We start from the raw sequence: 21,440 nt of genomic DNA, 5'->3' as shown, positions 1-21,440 counted from the left end.
TCGTCTGAAGGACAGCGGCGCTCTCCAAACATATTGGGTGCCGTCATCGTTCCCGCAAGCCAACAAAGACGATGCATGAGACGAAACGACTGCGCCCGCCTCTTCAGGCGTTCGATCGCCGGCATCGGAGAGCGCCGCGTTCGCCGCCCTCCAATTGCGCCTCTCAGTTCGCCTTGCCGAAACCGCCGCCGGTCGGGTGATGACGATCACCGCCTCGCCGGGTTTCAGGATCGTCTGGTCGCAGCCGCGCAACTCCTCGATCTCGCCGTTCTGGCGCCGCACCAGCGTCTGGCCGAGTTCGCCCGGCTCGCCGCCTTCCAGCCCGTGCGGACGGACCGTGCGGTGGGAGGCGAGGATGGCGCAGTCCATTTCCTCGAGAAAGCGCAGCGTGCGCCTGGTGCCGTTGCCGGCGTGCCACTTGCCCTTGCCGCCCGAGTTTTCGCGGATGTGGAAATCCTCCAGCAGCACGGGGAAGCGGAATTCCAGCACCTCCGGATCGGTCAGGCGCGAGTTCGTCATGTGCACATGGACGCCGTCGGTGCCGTTGAAGCCGGGGCCGGCGGGCGAGCCGGAGCAGATGGTCTCGTAGTACTGGTAGGTGTCGTTGCCGAAGGTGAGATTGTTCATCGTGCCTTCCGACGCCGCCATGGCCTTCAGCGCGCCGAACAGCACGTTGGTGACGTGCTGCGAGGTCTCGACATTGCCGGCGACGACGGCCGCAGGATAATGCGGCCGCAGCATGCAGTCGTCGGGGATGACGATGTTGATCGGCCTGAGACAGCCGGCGTTCATCGGGATGTCGCCGTCTACCATGACGCGGAAGCAGTAGAGCACAGCGGCGCGGGTCACCGGTTCCGGCGCATTGAAGTTGGACGGCTGCTGGCCCGAGGTGCCGGTGAAATCGACGGTGGCCTCGCGCTTGTCCTTGTCGACCGTGATCTTGACCGCGATCGTCGCGCCCTGGTCGGTGGTGATCGAGAACGTGCTGTCGTGCAGCGCGTCGATGACCCGGCGCACGCTTTCCGCCGCGTTGTCCTGCACGTGGCCCATGTAGGCCTGCACCACGTCGAGGCCGAAGTGGCTGACCATCTTGCGCAGTTCCTGCACGCCCTTTTCGTTGGCGGCGATCTGCGCCTTCAGATCGGCGATGTTCTGGACCGGGTTGCGGCAGGGATACTTGTGGTCGGTCAGCAGCGCGTGGGTCTCCGCTTCGCGGAAATGGCCCTTGTCGACCAGAAGGAAGTTGTCGATCAGCACGCCTTCCTCGTCCACCGTGGTGGCGCGCGGGGTCATGGAGCCCGGCGCCGTGCCGCCGACGTCGGCGTGGTGGCCGCGCGAGGCCGCCCAGAACAGGATCTTGTCGCCGTCATCGTCGAAGACCGGCGAGACGACGGTGATGTCGGGCAGGTGGGTGCCGCCGTTATACGGCGCGTTGAGCGCGAAGACGTCGCCGGGGCGGATCCTGCCCTCGTTGAGCTTGATGACGGTTTCCACCGAGCGGTCCATGGAGCCTAGATGCACCGGCATGTGCGGCGCGTTGGCGACCAGCGTGCCGTCGGCGTCGAAGACGGCGCAGGAGAAGTCGAGCCGCTCCTTGATGTTGACCGAATAGGCGGTGTTCTGCAGCGTCACCCCCATCTGCTCGGCGATCGACATGAACAGGTTGTTGAACACCTCCAGCATGACCGGATCGGCCTCGGTGCCCAGCGCCGCGTTGCGCCTGAGCGCCACGATCCGCTTGAGCACTACATGGTCCTTGGGTGTGACCGCGGCCTGCCAGCCCGGCTCGACGACGATGGTCGCATGCGGCTCCATGATCAGCGCGGGGCCGGTGACCGTCATGCCCGGGGTGAGGGTGTCGCGTTTGAAGATCCCGGCCTCGTGCCAGCCGCCGGCGGCGTAGAAGCGGGTGCGCGCCGTGGCCTCCGCCTTGGCGTCCGTGACGTCGCGGTCGGGCTCGTCCAGCCCCGCGCCGCCGCCGATGGTCTCCACTTCCAGCGCTTCCACGACGATCGGCTTGTTCTCGTAGACGAATCCGAACTGCGCCTTGTGCGCGGCTTCGAATTCCCCGAGCATCGCGGCGATTGCGCCGAGCGTCACCGGCATGGGCGTGTCCGTGCCCTCGTAGCGCAGATGCGCGCGCGCCAGCGTCTCGCGTTTGTCCGCCGTGATGCCCTGGCCGTCGAGTTCCGCTTCGGTGATGGCGGCGAGCTCGGCCTTGAGCGCGTCGAGATCGGGCAGCAGCGCCTCATCCAGCCGCTTGACCACCGCCTGCTGGCGCGTGGAGCGGACGTCGGCGAGCCCCATGCCGTAGGCCGAGAGAATGCCGGACAGCGGATGCACGATGACGGTGGTCATGCCGAGGCTGTCGGCCACCATGCAGGCGCTTTGCCCGCCCGCGCCGCCAAAGCACGTCAACGCGTATTCGGTGACGTCGTAGCCGCGCTGCACCGAGATCTTCTTGATGGCGTTGGCCATGTTCTCGACGGCGATCTTCAGGAAGCCGTCTGCGACCTCTTCCGGGGTCTTGCCGTCGCCGATCTTCTCCGCCATCGCGGCGAAGGCGGACTTCACCGCCTCGACATCCAGGCTTTCGTCCTGGTTGGGGCCGAAAATCCTCGGGAAGAACTCCGGCGCCAGCTTGCCGGTCATCACGTTGGCGTCGGTCACGGCGAGCGGCCCGCCGCGGCGGTAGCACGCCGGGCCGGGGTTGGCGCCGGCGCTGTCGGGGCCGACCTGGAAGCGGCCGTCGCGGTAATGCAGGATCGAGCCGCCGCCGGCGGCCACCGTGTGGATCATCATCATCGGCGCGCGCATGCGAACGCCGGCGACTTCCGTCTCGAAAGCGCGCTCGTATTCCCCGTTGAAATGCGAGACGTCGGTTGAGGTGCCGCCCATGTCGAAGCCGATGATCTTGCCGAAACCCGCCATCTTCGAGGTCTCGACCGCGCCGACGACGCCGCCGGCGGGACCCGACAGGATGGCGTCCTTGCCCTGGAACAGCTCGGCCGCCGTCAGCCCGCCCGAGGATTGCATGAACATCAGCCGGCAGCCGGTGCCCTCGATCTGCAGTTCCTCGGCCACCTGCTCCACATAGCGGCGCAGGATCGGCGACAGATAGGCGTCGACGACCGTCGTGTCGCCGCGGCCCACCAGCTTCATCAGCGGCGAGACCTCGTGGCTGACGGAGATCTGCGGGAAGCCGACCTCGCGGGCAAGCGCCGCGATCTGCTTTTCATGCTCGGGATAGGCGTAGGCGTGCATCAGGACGATGGCCGCGGAGCGGATGCCGTCGTCAAACGCGGCCTGAAGCGCGGCGCGCGCAGCCTCCAGATCCGGTGCGCGTTCCACCGTGCCGTCGGCGCGCACGCGCTCGTCGATCTCGGACACGCGCTCATAGAGCAATTCCGGCTTGATGATTTCCTTGGCGAAAATGTCCGGCCGGTCCTGGTAGCCGATCTCCAGCGCGTCGCGAAACCCCTTGGTGATCAGCAAAAGCGTGCGGTCGCCCTTGCGCTCCAGCAGCGCGTTGGTGGCCACCGTCGTGCCCATCTTCACAGCCGAGATTTTTTCCGCCGGCACGCGCTCGCCGGGGGTCACGCCCATCAGCTCGCGGATGCCCTGGATGGCGGCGTCGCGATAGGCTTCCGGGTTTTCGGACAGCACCTTGTGGGCGCGAATCTCGCCCTCAGGGTCACGCGCCACGATGTCGGTGAACGTGCCGCCGCGGTCGATCCAGAAGTCCCATTTCGCCGTCATGTGCCTGTCCCGAGTGTCTGGTGCCGGAAGGAATTTTCGTGATGCTGACAATTTGTCGATAAATTGTCAATGAGGAGGTGTGGCGGCTGGGCGGGAAGGGGGAAGGGAAGATTAAGCACCAGGGCCTTCTGGCGGTCGGCAAAACCCCCGATGTCATCCCGGGCGCGGCGCAGCACGAGAGTGCTGCTCCGCAGGCCCGGGATCCATTCCGTGATCCCCCGGCACGGGTGATGGTCGCGGTTTTCTGCGATGCGTGTGACGACTCTCGACACCGTCCCCGCGGGGCGGCATCGCGGAATGGATCCCGCATCATGTGCGGGATGACGGCGTGGAGAGGTATGTGCGCGACCAATCCGACGCCGGCCCCACATTCGGTGTCATCCCCGGCTGGACCGGGGATCCACTCTGCTGTCCTCAGCCGACGCCCTGTCCCCGGCGCGCTAGCGCAGCTTCGACCCGGAGCGGTGCCGCGATCATCGACGCCAACACCGTGTATATCAGCCTCGATGTCATCCCGGGCGCGGTGCGGCGTGAAACGATGCTCCGCAGACCCGGGACCCGAACCCTGCGCCCGGACCTGCAAAGCGGCATTGCATGTCGCATTGCGTCCGGGGTGACGGTGGAGGGCTGGGCAGCAACGACGCATGCCGAGGCAAGTCCGGCCATATACTTCGTGTCATCACCGCGAAGGCGGAGATCCAGTAGCCACAGGCCCCACCGCCTTTGCGCCAATGCCAGCTCCACCCTCGATGACATCCAGCGTGGGGCGAAGGTCTGGGGGTGGCCACTCTCACCTGATCAGCAGCGGCATCTCCTGAATCCCCGTCCACGACAGCTTGCCGTCGTCGGCGCGGTGGATGGTGGGGAAGTGGCCGGGCACGATCGTGCGGCCGCGGCGCAGGCATTCCTGAATGGAGGCCGCGCCGCGCTTGAGCGGGTCGATCTCCATGTCCGGAATGCCGGTGGACGCCTCGCGCACCGTCTTTAGCGCGTCCGCCGCCAGCACCACCGGGCCTTCGTCCGCCGCAAGTTCCAGCGCCACATGCCCGGGCGCGTGGCCGGGAGTGGGGAATAGCGTCACGCCGGGCAGGATTTCCGCCTCGCCGTCGATCAGCTGCACGTCGCGCGGATCGAGCAGCTGCGGCAGGTAGCGCGGCGTGGCGGGATCGTCGGGGAAGGGGCTTTCGATATAGTCGCGCTCGTCGCGGCTCATCAGGATCGGCGCGCCGGGAAACAGATCCATGTTCAGCACGTGATCGAAATGGCCGTGCGAGAAGACCAGCAGATCGATGTCGTCGGGCTCAAGCCCGCGCTGTTTCAAGGCGGTGAGCAGAAGCCGCCGCGTGACCCCGTGGCCGCAATCGAACAGCGCCTTTGTGTCACCCACCGTGACCAGGACGATCGACGATATGCCGAAGAAGCCACCCTCAAACGCCAGGCTCGAGCCTGGCACCAGCACGTCGTATTGCACGCTCATTGGTCGGAGTCCTGCCTGTTATTGAGTATGGTGCTCGGGTTTTGGGCGCATAGCGACATTTTGTCGATAAATTGTTGATGTTTGTTTCTGCCCGGACTAGCCTGAAACGCGTACCATGCGCTCCGACGGATCTTGTCCAGCAAGGTTACGCCGTTCGCGGTGCTGAAACGAGGATCAAAGTCCCGCTTCCAAGAGGAGAATATCATGCTGCATTCACGTCGCATTTCCGCCGTCCGGCTCGCCGCCGCCGCTGCCATCGGTCTTGCCGGTATCGCCTCCGCCTCCGCCGAAACAAAGTGGGACATGCCGACGCCGTACGGCGACAGCAACTTCCACACGATGAACATCGCCGAATTCGCCAAGGACATCTCCGAGAAGACCGGCGGTTCGCTGACCATCCAGATCCATTCGGCCGGCTCGCTGTTCAAGCACCCGGAAATCAAGAACGCCGTGCGCAAGGGCCTGGCGCCCATCGGCGAGGTGCTGGTCTCGCGCCTGTCGAACGAGGACCCGGTCTTCGGCGTCGACTCGGTGCCCTTCATGGCCAATTCCTACGACGCCGCCTGGAAACTCTACCAGGCGTCCAAGCCGCTTCTGGAGCAGAAGCTCGAAGCACAGGGCCTGCAGCTCCTGTTCACGGTGCCGTGGCCGCCGCAGGGCATCTACACCAAGAAGGAAATCAACACGATCGATGACCTGAAGGGCCTCAAATTCCGCGCCTACAACGCCGCCACCGAGCGTCTGGCCCAACTGGCCGACGCCGTGCCGACCCAGGTGGAAGTGCCGGATCTGCCGACCGCCTTCTCCACCGGCCGCGTCGAGGCGATGATCACCTCGCCGTCCACCGGCGCAAATTCCAAGGCCTGGGATTTCCTGACCCATTATTACGACACGCAGGCCTGGCTGCCGAAGAACATGGTGTTCGTCAACAAGGCCGCCTTCGATGGTCTGGCCGACGCCGAGAAGGCCGCCATCCTGGAAGCCGCCGCCACCGCCGAGACGCGCGGCTGGGAAGCGTCCAAGACCGAGACCGCCGAGAAGACCAAGGTGCTTGCGGATAACGGCATCAAGGTGCTGGAGCCCTCCGCCGAGCTTCAGGAAGCCCTCAAGGGCATCGGCGCGACGATGGTTTCCGAATGGGAAGCCAGCGCGGGCGACGACGGCAAGGCCGTTGTCGAGGCCTACTCCAAGCAGTAACGAAAACGAGGGGCCGGTCGTGTGACCGGCCCTTTCTCGTCCCGGGTCCGTCTCCGGCGGACCCGCATCCCGGACCTTCGCCGCTGATCGGACCCTTGCCATGCGCGCAGCTCTTGACGGGCTCTACCGCGCGGCCGCCGGACTGGCCGCCGCTTGCCTCGTTTCCATTGCCTTGCTGGTCGTCGCCCAGGTGGGCTGCCGGCTGATCGACGGCGCCCGGGGGCTCATCGGGCTCGATCCGCTCGGGCTTCTGGTCCCCTCGCTCGCCGAGATCGCCGGCTTTCTGCTGGTCGGAGCCTCATTCCTGGCGCTGGCCTCGACGCTGCGGCACGCTGCCCACATCCGGGTGTCCATCCTGCTGCAGCACGTACCGCGAAGCGTCGGCCGCATGCTGGAAGTCTGGGTGCTGGCCGCAGCGTCCGCCCTGATCTGCTATTTCGCCTGGCACGCCGCGTGGCTGAGCTACGACAGCTACTTCTACAACGAAGTCTCCTTCGGCATCGTGCCGGTGCCGCTGTTTATTCCGCAAACGGTGATGACGCTGGGCATCATCGTCTTCGCCGTCTCGCTGATCGACGATCTCGTTGTGGCGCTGAGCGGGCGCGAACCAAGCTACGTGCTGGCGGAAGCCGACCGTTCCATCGAAGGAACCGAATGATGGATCTGTCGCTTGTCGCCCTGTTTCTCGGCCTGGGCATGCTGGCCGCGCTCGCCACCGGACTTTGGGTCGCGGTGGCCCTGTTCGGCGTCGCGCTCGCCGCCATGGTGCTTCTCGTCTCGGCCCCCACCGGCGCCGTCCTCGCCACCACTGTCTGGGGCGCGTCGAATTCCTGGGACCTGACCGCGCTGCCGATGTTCATCTGGATGGGCGAAATCCTGTTCCGCTCGAAGCTGTCGGAGGACATGTTCGCGGGGCTGGCGCCATGGATGCGCAACCTGCCGGGCAGGCTGCTGCACGTGAATATTTTGGGCTGCGGCATCTTCGCCGCCGTCTCAGGCTCGTCCGCCGCCACCACCGCGACCATCGGCAAGATGTCGCTGCCCGAGCTGGTCCGGCGCGGCTACGACGAGCGCATGGCGATCGGCACGCTGGCAGGTTCCGGCACGCTCGGCCTGCTGATCCCGCCGTCGATCATTCTCATCGTCTATGGCGCGGCCACCGAGCAGTCGATCGCCCGGCTGTTCATCGCCGGCGTTCTGCCCGGCGCCATGCTGTGCGCGCTGTTCATGGGCTATGTCGTCATCTGGGCGCTGCTGAACCCGTCGAAGATGCCCGAGAAGGAACCGCCGGTGCCGTTCATCGAGCGGATCAAGGCGACCCGCCGGCTGTTTCCTGTCATCGGTCTGATCGCCGGCGTCATCGGCTCGATCTACGCGGGGCTTGCCTCGCCGACGGAAGCCGCCGCCATCGGCGTGGTGCTGTCACTGGCGCTGTCGTGGTCGTCCGGCACGCTGACCCGGCCGAATTTCATCGATGCCTTGATGGGCGCGACCCGGACCTCCTGCATGATCGCCTTCATTCTCGCCGGCGCCGCCTTCATGACGGTCGCCATGGGTTTTACCGGGATCCCGCGCGAGCTGGCCGGCTGGATCGGCTCGCTCGGCCTCAGCCCGATCGAACTGCTCGCGGCCCTGACGCTGTTCTTCATCGTGCTGGGCTGCTTTCTCGACGGCATTTCCGTCGTGGTGCTGACCACCTCGGTGATCCTGCCGATGGTCGAGCAGGCGGGTCTCGACCTGATCTGGTTCGGCATCTACCTGGTGCTGGTCGTCGAGATGAGCCAGATCACGCCGCCGGTCGGCTTCAACCTGTTCGTGCTGCAGGGCATGACGGGGCGCAACATCTTCACGGTGGCGCGCATGGCGCTGCCGTTCTTCCTGCTGATGATCGTCGCGGTCGCGCTGATCGTCGCGGTTCCCGGCCTGGCGCTCTGGCTGCCGCAGACGATGATGTCGCATTGAGGCAAGACGGGTGGGCGTTTGGGCAAATGTCATCCCGGGCGAGCATCGCGAGACCCGGGAGCCAGTAAACGACGCCGCCAGCGATGTGACCAGACCGTGAGGTCAATGGCTACTGGGTCCCGGCTCTCCGCATTCGCTCCGGCCGGGATGACATTTATTGTTGAACGCGCGTTGAGGCAGTTTGGGCTGCGCTCTGGTTGAGGAGGAACCATCATGTCATCGAACGACGCACCGAAATCGACCGGCATCGGGCCGGTGGTCTCCTCCGCGCATCTGGCGTCCGGAGCGCTGCCGGCGCTGTCGGAGGTCGAGTTCGCCGTGACCATGATGGTCAACGCCTATCACCGCTGGATGGTCCGCTGCATGACGGCGGCCGGTGTCGAGGGGCTCGGGCCTCTCGATGTGCTGGTGCTGCATTCCGTCAACCACCGCGGCCGCCCCAAGACCCTGGCCGACATCTGCTTGGTTCTCAACATCGAGGACACCCACACCGTCACATACGCACTGAGGAAACTCGAGAACGGCGGGCTGATCGCCACCGGCAAGCGCGGCAAGGAAAAGACCGCGACGATCACCGAATCCGGCGAGGCGGCTTGCATGGAGTACCGCCGCATCCGCGAGGCGCTGTTGGTCGAGCCGGTGCGCACGCTGGGGCTGGACGAGACGGAACTGTCGCGCCTCGCCGCCGTGCTGCGCTCGGTTTCCGGCCACTATGATCAGGCGGCCCGCTCGGCGGCCGCCATGTGAGGCGCTGCCTAACCCCTGTGCATCTCGATATTTTGCATATTTTTTAGACGCGCTCTGCGCACAATTCATGGCCGCCGGGTTTTTGTAGCGGCCTGCAAGGCGTCTTCTTGGCGAAAACGCGGGCATCCGGCCGTTTGGCACGGCCCTTGCGACTGTTGGCCTGTGCAGCGCGTCTAGGGTTCCGGCCGGTCTTCTGACCGGCGTCTGGTCCGAGAGACGCACTCCGGGGGAACAGCCCCGGAGACACGGCGGGCCAAAATCCCGGGAGGTCACTGCACAGGTTTGCCGGCGCAAACCTCCTTCCGGATGCGCGCGGCGGACCTCGACGGACCGAGGACGGGGCTTTCCCCGTCCGGATCATGTGCGAGGGTGTCATGCGATTGTTTTCGAAGTTTCTCAAAACCACGGCCGCGGTTTGCGGTCTTGCTGCTGCGGCAGTGATGCTGCCGGCGCCGGCGTCGGCCGAGGTCAAGACCGAGTTCAAGGTCTGCTGGTCGATCTACGTCGGCTGGATGCCCTGGGGCTACATCCAGGATTCCGGCCTCATGAAGAAATGGGCCGACAAATACGGCATCACGGTCGATGTGGTGCAGATCAACGACTATGTGGAATCCATCAACCAGTACACGGCCGGCGAATACGACGGCTGCTCGATGACCAACATGGACGCGCTGTCGATCCCGGCGGGCGGGGCATCGACACCACGGCTCTGATTATCGGCGACTTCTCCAACGGCAACGACGGCATCGTGCTCAAGGGCAAGGACACGCTTGCCGACATCAAGGGTGAGAGCGTCAATCTGGTGGAACTCTCCGTCTCGCACTATCTGCTGGCGCGCGCGCTTGACAGCGTTGGGCTGTCCGAGAAGGACCTCACCGTCGTCAACACGTCGGACGCCGACATGGTGGCGGCCTACGCCACCGATGACGTGACCGCGGTTGTGACCTGGAACCCGCTGCTGTCGGAAATCCTCGCCATGCCGGCTTCCACCAAGGTGTTTGATTCCGCCGGCATCCCCGGCGAGATTATCGACATCATGATGGTCAACACCGAAACGCTCACCGACAATCCGGCGTTCGGCAAGGCGCTGGTTGGCGCCTGGTATGAGGCGATGAGCATCATGTCGGGCGAGGACGACGCGGCCATCGAGGCGCGCACGGCGATGGCCACCGCCTCGGGCACGGATCTCGCGGGCTATGACGCCCAGCTCGCAACCACCGAGATGTTCTACGAGCCCGCCGACGCCGTGGCCTTCAACGGCAGTCCCGATCTCATCAAGACCATGGACTATGTGCGCAACTTCCTGTTCGACCACGGCATCCTCGGCGAGGCCGCGCCCAGCGTCGATTTCGTCGGCATCGAGTTCCCCGACGGCGAGGTGCTCGGCGACAAGGCGAACGTGAAGCTGCGCTTCGACCCCGCCTACATGGCGATGGCGGCCCAGGGAGAACTTTGAAGGGTTCGGGACGCCCACCTGGACTACCTCTCCCATGGGGAGAGGTCGGACCGCAGGTCCGGGTGAGCGGCGGGGAAATCTCGGTGACCCGCCGCCCTCGAAACCCCTCACCCTAACCCTCTCCCCTGGGAGAGGGGACGCAGACGTCGCAACCAACGCCTCCTCCGCGAAAAGCAACGTAGCGAGGCGCGACTGGCGGAAGCCGCCGCAGGAAGAGCGCATGCGCCTGATCAACCAGACCGTCAGCCGGCGGGGCCGCTTCCTGCTCGGCGCCATTCCGTTCGTGGCGCTGATCGCGGTCTACGCGGTGGCCAGCCACATCCGCCGGGCGGAAAACCCGGCCGACAAGCTGCTGCCCTCGCTCGGCGCCATGTCCGATGCTTTCGTGCGCATGGCGTTTTCACCCGAAAAGCGCTCGGGCGACTATCTGCTGTGGGCGGACACGGCCGACAGTCTCGTCCGGCTGGGGTTGGGCGTGGCGATTTCCGCGCTTCTGGCGCTGTGCGTGGGCATCGCCATCGGCTTCATCCCGAAGGTGCGCGCGGGACTGGCGCCGGTGGTCGCGGCGATCTCGCTGATCCCGCCGCTGGCGGTGCTGCCGATCCTGTTCATCGTCTTCGGGCTCGGCGAACTCGCCAAGGTCGCGCTGATCATCATCGGCATCATGCCGGTGATGACGCGCTCGATGGCGCAGGCGGTGGGCGAAATCCCCACCGAGCAGATCGTCAAGGCCCAGACGCTCGGCGCCTCCACCTGGCAGATGATCGTGCGCGTGGTGCTGCCGCAGGTGGTCCCGAAACTGATCACCGCCACGCGGCTGGCGCTCGGTCCCGCCTGGATCTTTCTGATCTCCGCGGAGGCCATCGCCGCCACCGGCGGGCTGGGTTACCGCATCTTCCTCGTGCGGCGCTATCTGGCGATGGACATCATCCTTCCCTACGTCGCCTGGATCACCTGTCTTGCCTTCCTCCTCGATCAGGCCCTGCGCGGCGTCTCGCGCCGATTGTTCGCCTGGGCGCATTTGAGCGGAGGTGAGCTGTGAGCCAAGTCCGCGTCGACAGTCTCCACCTGCGCTACGGCGATACGCCGATCCTCGAGCGTCTGTCGCTCGAGGTGGACTCGGGCGAATTCTGCACCATCGTCGGCGCCTCGGGTTGCGGCAAGTCGTCGTTCCTGCGGCTGCTGCTGTCACAGGAGCGGCCGACCTCGGGCACCATCCGCATCGACGGCGAGCCGATCGCTCCCGAACCCTCGACCGACCGCGGCATCGTGTTCCAGAAATACTCGGTGTTCCCGCATCTCAGCGTCGAGGAGAACCTGATCCTGCCGGGCGAACTCAACGCCTCGGGCCGCATCGGCCGGCTGTTTGGCGCAGCCCGCCGCCGCGCCCGCGAGGAGGTCGCCGAGACGCTGCACGGCATCGGCCTGCATGAGGCGCGCGACCGCTATCCCGCGCAACTCTCAGGTGGCATGCAGCAGCGCCTTGCCATCGCCCAGGCGCTCTTGAAGAAGCCCAAGGTGCTGCTGCTCGACGAGCCCTTTGGCGCGCTCGATCCCGGCATCCGCACCGATATGCACGAGATCCTGATGCGGATCTGGCGCGAGACGTCCATGACCGTCTTCATGGTCACCCACGACATCACCGAGGCCTTCAAGCTCGGCACGCGGCTGCTCGTCTTCGACAAGATCCGCCACGACCCCGATCACCCGTCCGCCTATGGCGCGACGGTGACCTACGACCTGGAACTCAGCACCGGAAAGACGCCGCTTGAGGCCTCCGGCGATCCAGATCCTTCCGACATAGACCCGCCTGCATAAGGAACACGATCAATGCGGCACACGTCCCGTTCCACCCGACTTCAGGACCGCACGCAACTGAGCGAAGGCCTGCCGGCCCGCGCCCGCCGCCACCACCCCGATTTCGACAAGCTGTCGATGCGCGGCTGGAAGGCGGCCGAAAAGGAAGCGCTGCTTCCTTCGGCCGCCTGGGAGAAGGAGAAGGCCTGGGCGCTGCGCATGGGGCTGACAGGCTCCGACAGCATCAACGACAAATCGATCCCGACGTTCGCGCGCGGCGAGCTGCCGCATTACGCCGGCATCAACACCTTCCTCAAGGCGCCCTATATCGAGGACGTCACCAAGGTCGGCGCCTATGATGCGGCCGTCATGGGCATTCCGTTCGACGGCGGCACGACGTATCGCCCCGGCACCCGCTTCGGCCCGCAGGGCGTGCGCAAGATCTCGGCGCTGTATACGCCCTACAACTACGAGATGGGCGTCGATCTCAGGGAACAGATGACCCTGTGCGACGTCGGCGACGTGTTCACGATTCCCGCCAACATCGAAAAGACGTTTGACCAGATCACCCGTGCGGTCTCCCATGTGGTGTCCTCGGGCGCGTTGCCGATCATGATCGGCGGCGATCATTCCATCGGCTTTCCCTGCGTGCGCGGCATCGCCCAATGCACCTCCAAGCGCATCGGCATCGTGCATTTCGACCGCCACATCGACATCCAGGAAAAGGATCTCGACGAGCGCATGCACACCACGCCGTGGTTCCACGCCACGGATCTCGCCAATGTGCCGGCGGTCAATCTGGTGCAGGTGGGCATCGGCGGCTGGCAGGTGCCGCGCGAGGGCGTTCAGGTGGCGCGCGAGCGCAACACCAACATCTTCACCATGCGCGACGTGGAGGAACTGGGTCTGGCGGAAACCGCCGCCCGCGCCTTGGAGCTCGCCTGGAAGGACGCGGACGCGGTCTACATCTCGTTTGACATCGACAGCGTCGACTGCGGCTTCGTGCCGGGCACCGGCTGGCCGGAGCCGGGCGGCTTCCTGCCGCGCGAGGCGCTGGAGCTGGTGGGTCTCGTCGCCAAGGAAGGCATCTGCGGGCTGGAGGTCGTCGAGGTCTCGCCGCCCTACGATTGTTCCGACATCACCGCGCTGCTCGCCACCCGCGTCATCGTCGATGTGCTCGGCACGCTGGTTTCCCATGGCAAGATGGGCTCGCACAAGCACATCATCGACAAGCCGGTCGAAATCCCGGCCGGCCCGGACGTGTAGGGGGAAGACCTGCGTCTGGGGTAGCCGCCTTCAAGCGGGTCAACCGCATCCGCCCCCTCTCCCGGGGAGAGGGTTGGGGTGAGGGGCCCGGTATCGCGATCCGGCGCGATCCAAACCCCTCACCCGGCGCTTTCGCGCCGACCTCTCCCATGGGAGAGGTGCAGTGAAGACAATCGAGGAATGTTTCATGGGTCACCACCACGACCATCACCACGACCACGGCCACTCGCACGATCATGCCCATCCGCACGATCACGCGCATGACCACCCGCATCCCCACGGCCACAATTCCGCCGATGCCGATCACCTGCACTCGCACTTCCACGGCAACAGCCGGGCGGCGCGGATCGAGGAGCTGCAGACCCTGTCGGAAAGCTTCATCGACGGCTTTCGCAAGGCGGACGACAAGACCAGCTACCTGCGGCTGGCGCATATCCCCTTCGACCGCCTCGGCTCGGACGGGCTGACCATGCGGCTGGTGGATGTGGAAATCGCCGCCGCCTTCCAGGTCGCCACCGCTTCACCGGGGTTCGGCTCGAAGGAACTCGTCTACATGCCCTATCCCGGTTCCATGGTGAAGGAACGCACGACGATGCGGTTTGTCTATGTGTCGACGACCGAACGGACGGACGTGGATCTGCTGGATCTCTTGCCGAAAATCGACGGGTAGGGGCTGCGGCGGTTGCGACACCGTGCAGCCGCCGCGCTTGCGGATTTTCTGTTCGATCCTCACCGTGACTCATCTAAAGTCCCGGCCATGAGCATCTGGACCACCATCGGCTCCGTCGTCTCCGCCATCGGCGCGGGCGGCGTGCAGCTTTTCGATCGCCTTGCGGGCTTCATCGGCGTCTCCGCCGAGCAGCGCAAGGCCGTCGCCTTCACCGTGTCGATGATCGCGCTCTCGGCGAAGATGGCCAAGGCGGACGGGGTCGTGACCACCGATGAGGTGATCGCGTTTCGCGAGCTCTTCGCCATCCCCAGGGCGAGGAACGCAATGTGGCGCGGCTGTTCGATCTGGCCAAGCAGGACGTCGCCGGCTTCGAAAGCTATGCGCAACGCATTCGCGAACTCTTCGCCGAGGAGCCGGAAACCCGCCAGGACATTCTCGACGGGCTGTTCCATATCGCCAAGGCGGACGGCATCCTGCATGACTCCGAGCTTGGATTTCTCGAACGGGTCGCCGGCATCTTCGGAATCGAGGAGCGCTGCTTCAACCAGATCCTCGCCCGCCACGCGGTGGTGGGCCGGATCCCTATGTGGTGCTCGGGATCGAGCGCGATGCTGCTGACGAGGCGGTGCGCAAGCGCTATCGCGATCAGGTGCGCCAGACCCATCCCGATCAGCTGATCGCGCGCGGGGTGCCGGAGGAATTCGTGAAGATCGCCAACGACAAGCTGGCGGCGCTCAATGAAGCGTGGGCCCAGGTCCGTCTGGAACGGGGTCTCTGATGGTCGCCAGCGATTGCACCGTGAAGGCCATCGTGCGGCCATCCTCCAACCACGGGGAACGCCGCGCGGGCGCCGCGGTCGACATGATCGTGCTCCACTACACGGGCATGAAGACCGCCGAGGAGGCGATCGCGCGGCTGTGCCATCCCGCGTCCGAGGTGTCGTGCCACTATGTGGTCGATGAAGGCGGCATCATCACGCAGCTCGTGCCGGAGGCGCGCCGGGCATGGCACGCGGGCGCATCCGCCTGGGGCGGCGAGCGCGACATCAATTCGTGCTCCATCGGCATCGAGATCGTCAATCCCGGCCATGAGCACGGCTATGCCGACTATCCGCCCGCACAGGTCGAGGCGGTGATCGCGCTGGCCCGTGACATCGCCGCACGGCACGGCATTCCCGATGCGCGCGTTCTGGGGCATTCCGATGTGGCGCCGGGCCGCAAGATGGATCCGGGCGAAAAGTTCCCCTGGGACCGGCTGGCCGCTGCCGGCGTCGGGCGCTGGGTCGCGCCGGAGCCGGTCACCGGCGGACGCTACTTTCAGGAAGGCGAGCGGGGCCAGCCGATCGAGGCGCTGCAATCCATGCTGGCGATCTACGGCTACGAGCTTCCGGTGACCGGCGTCTTCGACGCCCGCACCCGCGACGTCGTGGAAGCCTTCCAGCGTCACTTCCGGCCCGCCCGCGTGGATGGCGTTGCCGACGCCTCGACCATCGCCACCTTGCACAGGCTGCTGACATCCGGGCCGGCCGAGGGCTGACGATCCCACCTGCGGGCGATGAATTCGGCCTCCGGTCGCTCGCATTTGTCTCAAATTCGATGTTTTTTCACACAATTGGGCCCTGAGCCTGTGGACAACTTTCCAGGGGTGCCCATGAGCGTCGCCTTGGCGCCGGTTTGAGGCCGCCTTCTGGTCACGGTCGCGCCTTATTCTTGACCATTTGGACAACTTTGAGTTGCTGCATTGCCGCATAATGCAAGTGTGCAGTGCAAAAATAGGTATAATTGTCTGAATTTCTTGTAATATTTTGTGATGGAACCGGGCCAATTTTGGTCCCTCCGCCCTCCATACCGCCGCCTCCCATCAGCAGATAGAAGGCGGACCGATGTTCCGTAGTTTCCAAGTTCTCCTTGCGTGCGCGCTTTTCCTCGCCACCCCCGTATTCGCCGGCCTGACCACCAGCCAGGCGGCTTCCCTCGTTCACAACGATGCGACCAGTCCGCTGGCCGTGCTGCGTGCCCATATCGCGCGCACCGGCGATGCTTCGGGCGCGGAGCAGGCCGTTGCCAAGAAGGAAAAGCCGGTCAACGCGCGCCGCAAGAAGCTTTCCGTTCTCGTGATGCAGATCGCCAAGAAGCATGGCGTGCCGACGGCGCTGGCCAATGCCGTCGTGACGGTTGAGAGCAACTACAATCCCGGTGTGCGCGGCGGCGCCGGCGAGGTCGGCCTGATGCAGATCAAGCCCGCGACCGCGCGGGGCATGGGCTATCGCGGCGGCACCAAGGCTTTGTACCAGCCGCAGGTGAATCTCGAGTGGGGCATGCGCTATCTGGCCGAGGCGCACCGCCTTGCCGGCGGCGATGTCTGCGGCACCATCCTGCGCTACAACGCCGGCCATTATGCCCGCCGGATGAACCCCATCAGCAAGCGCTATTGCTCAAAGGTGATGCGCATCCTCGGCTGAGGCTTCGCGGTTCCTGACAAACCCGTTCCGGTGCAACCGGGACGGGTTTTTTTGTTGCGGGTGTCACGGGGCTTGACCTGCGACACCGCGATGCATACTCCACATTTGTCAGCCGGCTGGACGGCCGCTCCGGCAAGCACCGAAAGGTCGCCGGGGAGGAAAGTCCGGGCTCCATGAAGACACGGTGCCGGGTAACGCCCGGCGGGGAAACCCTAGGGAAAGTGCCACAGAAAGCAAACCGCCCCGGATGCAGGCCTCGAGCCTGTAGGCGGGGTAAGGGTGAAAGGGTGGGGTAAGAGCCCACCGCGTGCCCGGCAACGGGCATGGCACGGTAAACCCCACCGGGAGCAAAACCGAATAGGGGCGGCGCGGGGAAACCCGGTCCGTTTTCAGACCAGCCGCCCGGGTTGGTTGCGTGAGGCGTCCGGCAACGGGCGTCCCAGATGAATGGCCGTCAGGCGGGGCTTGCCCCGTTCTACAGAACCCGGCTTACAGGCCGGCTGGCATTTTTCCTCCGTTTTCAAAAGTCATGCGTCCATCGCGCCCCGCATCGGGTGCTGCGCGGGCGCGTGCCCATGACGCCCGCCCGGCGCGCGGCGTTAACGGTTTGCTAACCTTGATGATTTGTTTCCGCCCGTATTCGGCGGGGCGGAGCCATGGCAACGAGGCGTTAAGCCTAACCGGTTTTTAATGGCCTTGGGGCGAGGGAATGTACGGTCAGAATCCATGAGTTTCCATTGACGCCCATATGGTCCCATGATATCCCAAAATAACCCACAACATGATCCCGCTCGTGCTGTTTCAGGATCCGATGTTTCGCTGAAAAGCGGGCGATTTGTGCGGACTTCCGCGGGTTCCCGGCTGTCCTGCAGCGCCATCGGGCTCCGGTGGGATGGGATGGGGCTGAACGCAACGCGCAACAGGGCTGCAGCGGCCCGGCCGCAAGGCGCAATGAGCAAGGATCGCAATGGCCGGCTTCGTGTCGCATTTCACCAACCGGCTGGACGCGAAGGGACGTGTTTCCGTTCCCGCGACGTTCCGCGCGGCGCTGGTGCGCGACGGGTTCGACGGCCTGTATTGCTTTCCCTCGCCGCATCTGGAAGCGGTGGACGCGGGCGGCAACGACCTGATCGCCGAAATCCAGAAGCGGCTCGATGGCTACTCCACGCTTACGGCGGACCACGATTCCGTCTCCACGGCGCTGTTCGGCATTTCCGAAATTCTGAAGATCGATGGAGACGGCCGTGTAGTGCTGTCGCAGGCGATCCGCGAGCATGCCGGTATCAACGATCAGGTGACCTTCGTGGGTCAGGGCTTCAAGTTCCAGATCTGGGAGCCGGAGCGGTTCAAGGCGCACCGGGCGGAAGCCATGAAGCGCGCTCTGGCGGTGCTCGCCGCCCCGCAGCCCTCCGCGGCTCAGGCTGGCGGCGATGCCGCGCCGGGGGTGGTTCAATGAGCGCCACGCAATCAGATCCCGTTACTGATGCCGCGCGGCACGTGCCTGTTCTTCTCGACGAGGTTCTCGATGCGCTCGCGGCCCGGCCCGGCGAGGTCATCGTCGATGGCACGTTCGGCGCGGGCGGATACACCCGCGCGATCCTGGCGACGGGCGCCGAGGTGATCGCGGTGGATCGCGATCCCAACGCCATTCGCGACGGACAGGCGCTGGTCGCGGAATCCGGCGGGCGGCTGCATCTGGTGCAAGGCCGCTTCGGGCAGCTCGACCAGCATGCCGCGGCGTGTGGCTTTGACGCCGTGGACGGCGTGGTTCTTGATCTCGGCATCTCCTCGATGCAGGTGGACGAGGCCGAGCGCGGCTTCTCCTTCCGCCAGGACGGGCCGCTCGACATGCGCATGGAGCAGGCGGGCGTGAGCGCCGCGGATGTCGTCAACACCATGGACGGCCGCGATCTCGCCCGCGTCATCGGCGTGCTGGGCGAGGAAAAGCGCGCCGGCTCCATTTCCCGCGCCATCGTCGCGGCGCGTGAGGAGACGCCATTCACGCGCACCTCGCAGCTCGCGGATCTGGTGGAGAAGACCATCGGCCGCAAGCCCGGCAAGGCCATCCATCCGGCCACCAAGACGTTTCAGGGCCTGCGCATCTACGTCAATGACGAACTGGGCGAGGTGGTCTCGGCCCTTGCGGCCGCCGAACGCGCCCTGCGCGCGGGCGGCCGGCTCGTCGTGGTGTCGTTCCATTCGCTGGAGGATCGCATCGTCAAGCGTTTCCTCGCCGATCGCTGCCGCACGATCGCCGGCGGCTCTCGCCACTTGCCCGAGGCCGATGTCCCGCCCGCCACCTTTTCCTACGGGGTGAAAGGCGCGGTGGATCCCGGCGAGGCCGAAGTCGCGCGCAATCCGCGCGCCCGTTCCGCGAAATTGCGTGCCGGTGTGCGCACTGACGCGCCCGCGCGTAATCTCGATACCCGCGCCCTGGGCTTTCCCAGGGTACCCGCATTCAAGACGCTTGGGGGCTAAAAGTCATGGTTCGCTTGCTCAATGTGCTGTTCATGCTCGCCGTCATCGCCGGCGCGGCCCTGGTCTACAACATGAAGCGTGATGCCGAGCTGACCGCTGAGCATACCGCCTTGCTGCAACGTCAGATCGACGAGGAGCGCGAGACGATCTCGCTGCTCAAGGCCGAGTGGAGCCTGCTCAACCAGCCCTCGCGGCTGCAGAAGCTGGTCGAGCGCTACAACAGCTATCTGCAACTCGAGCCGCTGGAAGTCGAACAGATCGCCGCGCTCGAGGACCTTCCGGCGAAACCGATGAATCTCGATCCCTTTGGCAACGATGCGTCGCTCGGCGGATACGCCGGCGGCAGCAGCAACGTGATCCGCTAGGACCCCGACGATGGCCAGCTTCGTCAGCGAATTCTCCCCCCTGCTCGCGCAGCGCGGTCCGCGCGTGAAGGCTGCTGCGCCTGTCAGCGAGGATGTCGGCAGCCCGGCCCGCGTGGCGATCGCCATGGTGTTCTTCGCCGGCGTCTACGGGTTGATCGCCCTGCGGCTCGTCAGCCTCGGCATGGCGACCGAGGCCCCCGCGACCGCGTACATCGGCGCCCAGCAGGCGATCGCCGCCTCGCGTCCCGATCTGCTCGACCGCAATGGCGAGATCCTGGCCACCGACATCAAGACCGCGTCGCTCTACGCCGAGCCGCGCAAGATCCTCGACGTCGAGGAGGCCATCGACAAGCTCTCCGGCGTGCTCCCTGAACTGGGCTCCGAGAACCTGCGGCGGCGCCTCGAAAGCGGCTCGGCCTTTCAATGGCTGAAGCGTGAGCTTACCCCGGACCAGCGTCGCGCCATCCATCATCTGGGGCTTCCCGGCATCGGGTTTCTGACCGAAAGCCGGCGCTTCTATCCCGGTGGCCCGACCGCCAGCCATATCGTCGGCCACGTCAACGTCGACAACCAGGGCATCGCGGGCATCGAGAAATACCTGGACGGGCAGGGCCTCGCCGATCTGCAGAGCGCCGGCTTCGCGACCGACCGGCCTCTTGAACCCGTCACGCTCTCCGCCGATCTGCGCGTCCAGCACGTGGTGCGCGACGAACTGGTCAAGGCGATGGACCGTTTCCAGGCCATTGCCGCGGTGGGCATCGTGCTGGATGTGGACACCGGCGAAGTCGTCGCCATGTCGTCGCTGCCCGACTACGACCCCAATAACCCGGCGGGGGCGCTTGAGGACGACAATCTCAACCGCGCCACGGCCGGCGTCTACGAGATGGGGTCGGTGTTCAAGACCTTCTCCGTGGCGATGGCGCTGGACTCCGGCAAGGTGTCGATCGAGGACAGTTTCGACGCGAGCAAGCCGATCCGCGTTTCCCGCTTCACCATCAACGATTTCCACGGGAAACACCGTGTTCTTTCGGTGCCGGAGGTGTTCATTTTCTCTTCCAACATCGGCACCGCCAAGATGACGCTGGAAGCCGGCATCGACCATCAGCAGGAGTTCTTCGGGCGCATCGGGCTGCTGTCGCGGCTGCAGACGGAGCTGCCGGAGGTGGCGAGTCCCATGCTGCCGCCGAAATGGTCGGAACTGGCGGCCATGACGATCTCCTTCGGGCACGGGCTGTCGGTAACGCCCATGCAGACCGCCGTCGCGGCCGCCGCGCTGGTCAATGGCGGCACCCTTCTGCCGCCCACGTTCCTGGAGCGTGACGCGGCAACCGCCGCGCAACTCGGCAAGCGCGTGGTCTCCCAGCGTGTCAGCGATGCCATGCGCTACCTGTTCCGTTTGAACGCGGTGCAGGGATCGGGCCGCCAGTCGCGCGTTCCCGGCTATATGGTCGGCGGCAAGACCGGCACCGCGGACAAGGTTGTCAATGGCCGCTACGTCAACGGAAAGCGCCGCAATTCGTTCCTCGCGGCCTTCCCGATGGACAATCCGAAATATGTGGTCCTCGTGGTTCTCGACGAGCCCAAGGCCGCGCGTGAGGGCGGGGGCACCACGGCCGGCTCCAACGCCGCGCCCACGGTTGCCTCGATCATCCGCCGTGCCGCGCCTATGCTGGGCGTGGCGCCGCACTTCGACGACGACAGCGATACGGTTTTGATCTCCTATTGAGCCTGTCGGGTGAAGGTGAGATACCGGGACCCGATGGCCCATGCGGCAAAGCGTTAACCATAATCAATTGCGACTGAAC

Annotated in this window: 15 protein-coding genes, 1 other RNA gene, 3 pseudogenes and 1 riboswitch; of the genes and pseudogenes, 17 read left to right on the top strand and 2 right to left on the bottom strand. The window is 65.5% G+C overall.

Annotated elements, in window-relative coordinates; genetic code table 11:
- Window positions 1-163: 163 nt before the first annotated feature.
- Together D1F64_RS16645 and D1F64_RS16640 are read right to left on the bottom strand one after the other, a co-directional pair.
- A pseudogene (locus D1F64_RS16645) lies at window positions 164-3,759 on the bottom strand (hydantoinase B/oxoprolinase family protein).
- Between the two features lie 790 nt (window positions 3,760-4,549).
- Window positions 4,550-5,236, bottom strand: a complete 687-nt coding sequence (locus D1F64_RS16640; protein WP_117413332.1) for an MBL fold metallo-hydrolase — start codon at window positions 5,234-5,236, stop codon at window positions 4,550-4,552.
- A 204-nt stretch (window positions 5,237-5,440) separates the two neighbouring features.
- Between D1F64_RS16640 and D1F64_RS16630 the strand changes: the two genes are divergently transcribed.
- From D1F64_RS16630 to D1F64_RS16555, 17 genes and pseudogenes are all read left to right on the top strand, one after another.
- Complete coding sequence (locus D1F64_RS16630) at window positions 5,441-6,433, top strand: TRAP transporter substrate-binding protein (RefSeq protein WP_117413330.1); 993 nt, start codon at window positions 5,441-5,443, stop codon at window positions 6,431-6,433.
- 100 nt (window positions 6,434-6,533) lie between these two features.
- Window positions 6,534-7,091, top strand: a complete 558-nt coding sequence (locus D1F64_RS16625; RefSeq protein WP_117413329.1) for a TRAP transporter small permease — start codon at window positions 6,534-6,536, stop codon at window positions 7,089-7,091.
- Window positions 7,091-8,395: a TRAP transporter large permease subunit gene (locus D1F64_RS16620; RefSeq protein ID WP_117414663.1), complete on the top strand. Its 1,305-nt coding sequence runs from the start codon at window positions 7,091-7,093 to the stop codon at window positions 8,393-8,395. Before D1F64_RS16625 ends, D1F64_RS16620 begins: the two co-directional genes overlap by 1 nt.
- Before the next feature lie 213 nt (window positions 8,396-8,608).
- Entirely contained in the window at window positions 8,609-9,142 is a 534-nt protein-coding gene (locus tag D1F64_RS16615; RefSeq protein ID WP_117413328.1) for a winged helix DNA-binding protein, read from the top strand.
- A 162-nt stretch (window positions 9,143-9,304) separates the two neighbouring features.
- Window positions 9,305-9,412, top strand: a riboswitch (guanidine-I (ykkC/yxkD leader).
- A 104-nt stretch (window positions 9,413-9,516) separates the two neighbouring features.
- Window positions 9,517-10,598 (top strand): annotated as a pseudogene (locus tag D1F64_RS16610) (putative urea ABC transporter substrate-binding protein).
- A gap of 220 nt (window positions 10,599-10,818) precedes the next feature.
- On the top strand, window positions 10,819-11,640 hold the full coding sequence (locus D1F64_RS16605) for an ABC transporter permease (protein WP_117413327.1): 822 nt from the start codon (window positions 10,819-10,821) through the stop codon (window positions 11,638-11,640).
- A complete protein-coding gene (locus tag D1F64_RS16600) occupies window positions 11,637-12,416 on the top strand; it encodes an ATP-binding cassette domain-containing protein (RefSeq protein ID WP_117413326.1) in 780 nt (259 codons plus the stop codon). The genes D1F64_RS16605 and D1F64_RS16600 overlap by 4 nt, the downstream gene beginning before the upstream one ends.
- A 12-nt stretch (window positions 12,417-12,428) precedes the next feature.
- Entirely contained in the window at window positions 12,429-13,661 is a 1,233-nt protein-coding gene (locus tag D1F64_RS16595; protein WP_117413325.1) for an agmatinase family protein, read from the top strand.
- 163 nt (window positions 13,662-13,824) lie between these two features.
- Entirely contained in the window at window positions 13,825-14,331 is a 507-nt protein-coding gene (locus D1F64_RS16590) for a hypothetical protein (RefSeq protein WP_248304491.1), read from the top strand.
- A gap of 87 nt (window positions 14,332-14,418) precedes the next feature.
- Window positions 14,419-15,109 (top strand): annotated as a pseudogene (locus tag D1F64_RS16585) (DnaJ family molecular chaperone).
- The gene (locus tag D1F64_RS16580; protein WP_117413324.1) at window positions 15,109-15,867 is read left to right on the top strand and encodes an N-acetylmuramoyl-L-alanine amidase; all 759 of its coding nucleotides are present in this window, start codon (window positions 15,109-15,111) and stop codon (window positions 15,865-15,867) included. Before D1F64_RS16585 ends, D1F64_RS16580 begins: the two are co-directional and overlap by 1 nt.
- Before the next feature lie 346 nt (window positions 15,868-16,213).
- The gene (locus D1F64_RS16575) at window positions 16,214-16,792 is read left to right on the top strand and encodes a lytic transglycosylase domain-containing protein (RefSeq protein WP_117413323.1); all 579 of its coding nucleotides are present in this window, start codon (window positions 16,214-16,216) and stop codon (window positions 16,790-16,792) included.
- 108 nt (window positions 16,793-16,900) lie between these two features.
- An RNA gene (gene rnpB, locus D1F64_RS16570) (RNase P RNA component class A) lies at window positions 16,901-17,300 on the top strand.
- Between the two features lie 459 nt (window positions 17,301-17,759).
- Complete coding sequence (locus D1F64_RS24735; protein ID WP_248304490.1) at window positions 17,760-18,248, top strand: division/cell wall cluster transcriptional repressor MraZ; 489 nt, start codon at window positions 17,760-17,762, stop codon at window positions 18,246-18,248.
- Window positions 18,245-19,270: a 16S rRNA (cytosine(1402)-N(4))-methyltransferase RsmH gene (rsmH, locus tag D1F64_RS16565; RefSeq protein ID WP_248304489.1), complete on the top strand. Its 1,026-nt coding sequence runs from the start codon at window positions 18,245-18,247 to the stop codon at window positions 19,268-19,270. The genes D1F64_RS24735 and rsmH overlap by 4 nt, the downstream gene beginning before the upstream one ends.
- Before the next feature lie 5 nt (window positions 19,271-19,275).
- Window positions 19,276-19,635 (top strand): hypothetical protein, encoded by a 360-nt coding sequence (locus D1F64_RS16560; RefSeq protein WP_117413321.1) that lies wholly within the window; start codon window positions 19,276-19,278, stop codon window positions 19,633-19,635.
- Window positions 19,636-19,759: 124 nt separating this feature from the next.
- Window positions 19,760-21,361 (top strand): penicillin-binding protein 2, encoded by a 1,602-nt coding sequence (locus D1F64_RS16555; RefSeq protein WP_248304790.1) that lies wholly within the window; start codon window positions 19,760-19,762, stop codon window positions 21,359-21,361.
- Window positions 21,362-21,440: the final 79 nt, after the last annotated feature.

This window comes from Breoghania sp. L-A4 (assembly GCF_003432385.1).
Taxonomy (GTDB): Bacteria; Pseudomonadota; Alphaproteobacteria; order Rhizobiales; family Stappiaceae; genus Breoghania.
Note: the sequence above shows the minus strand (reverse complement) of the source record. Positions and strands in the feature narration are given on the sequence as shown.

Excerpts from the sequence above, each read along its gene's own strand:
- D1F64_RS16555 (WP_248304790.1), top strand. The coding sequence starts at position 19,760 with ATGGTGTTCTTCGCCGGCGTCTACGGGTTGATCGCCCTGCGGCTCGTC.
- rsmH (WP_248304489.1), top strand. The coding sequence starts at position 18,245 with ATGAGCGCCACGCAATCAGATCCCGTTACTGATGCCGCGCGGCACGTG.
- D1F64_RS16605 (WP_117413327.1), top strand. The coding sequence starts at position 10,819 with ATGCGCCTGATCAACCAGACCGTCAGCCGGCGGGGCCGCTTCCTGCTC.
- D1F64_RS16580 (WP_117413324.1), top strand. The coding sequence starts at position 15,109 with ATGGTCGCCAGCGATTGCACCGTGAAGGCCATCGTGCGGCCATCCTCC.
- D1F64_RS16640 (WP_117413332.1), bottom strand. The coding sequence starts at position 5,236 with ATGAGCGTGCAATACGACGTGCTGGTGCCAGGCTCGAGCCTGGCGTTT.
- D1F64_RS16615 (WP_117413328.1), top strand. The coding sequence starts at position 8,609 with ATGTCATCGAACGACGCACCGAAATCGACCGGCATCGGGCCGGTGGTC.
- D1F64_RS16630 (WP_117413330.1), top strand. The coding sequence starts at position 5,441 with ATGCTGCATTCACGTCGCATTTCCGCCGTCCGGCTCGCCGCCGCCGCT.
- D1F64_RS16575 (WP_117413323.1), top strand. The coding sequence starts at position 16,214 with ATGTTCCGTAGTTTCCAAGTTCTCCTTGCGTGCGCGCTTTTCCTCGCC.
- D1F64_RS16560 (WP_117413321.1), top strand. The coding sequence starts at position 19,276 with ATGGTTCGCTTGCTCAATGTGCTGTTCATGCTCGCCGTCATCGCCGGC.
- D1F64_RS24735 (WP_248304490.1), top strand. The coding sequence starts at position 17,760 with ATGGCCGGCTTCGTGTCGCATTTCACCAACCGGCTGGACGCGAAGGGA.
- D1F64_RS16625 (WP_117413329.1), top strand. The coding sequence starts at position 6,534 with ATGCGCGCAGCTCTTGACGGGCTCTACCGCGCGGCCGCCGGACTGGCC.
- D1F64_RS16620 (WP_117414663.1), top strand. The coding sequence starts at position 7,091 with ATGGATCTGTCGCTTGTCGCCCTGTTTCTCGGCCTGGGCATGCTGGCC.
- D1F64_RS16595 (WP_117413325.1), top strand. The coding sequence starts at position 12,429 with ATGCGGCACACGTCCCGTTCCACCCGACTTCAGGACCGCACGCAACTG.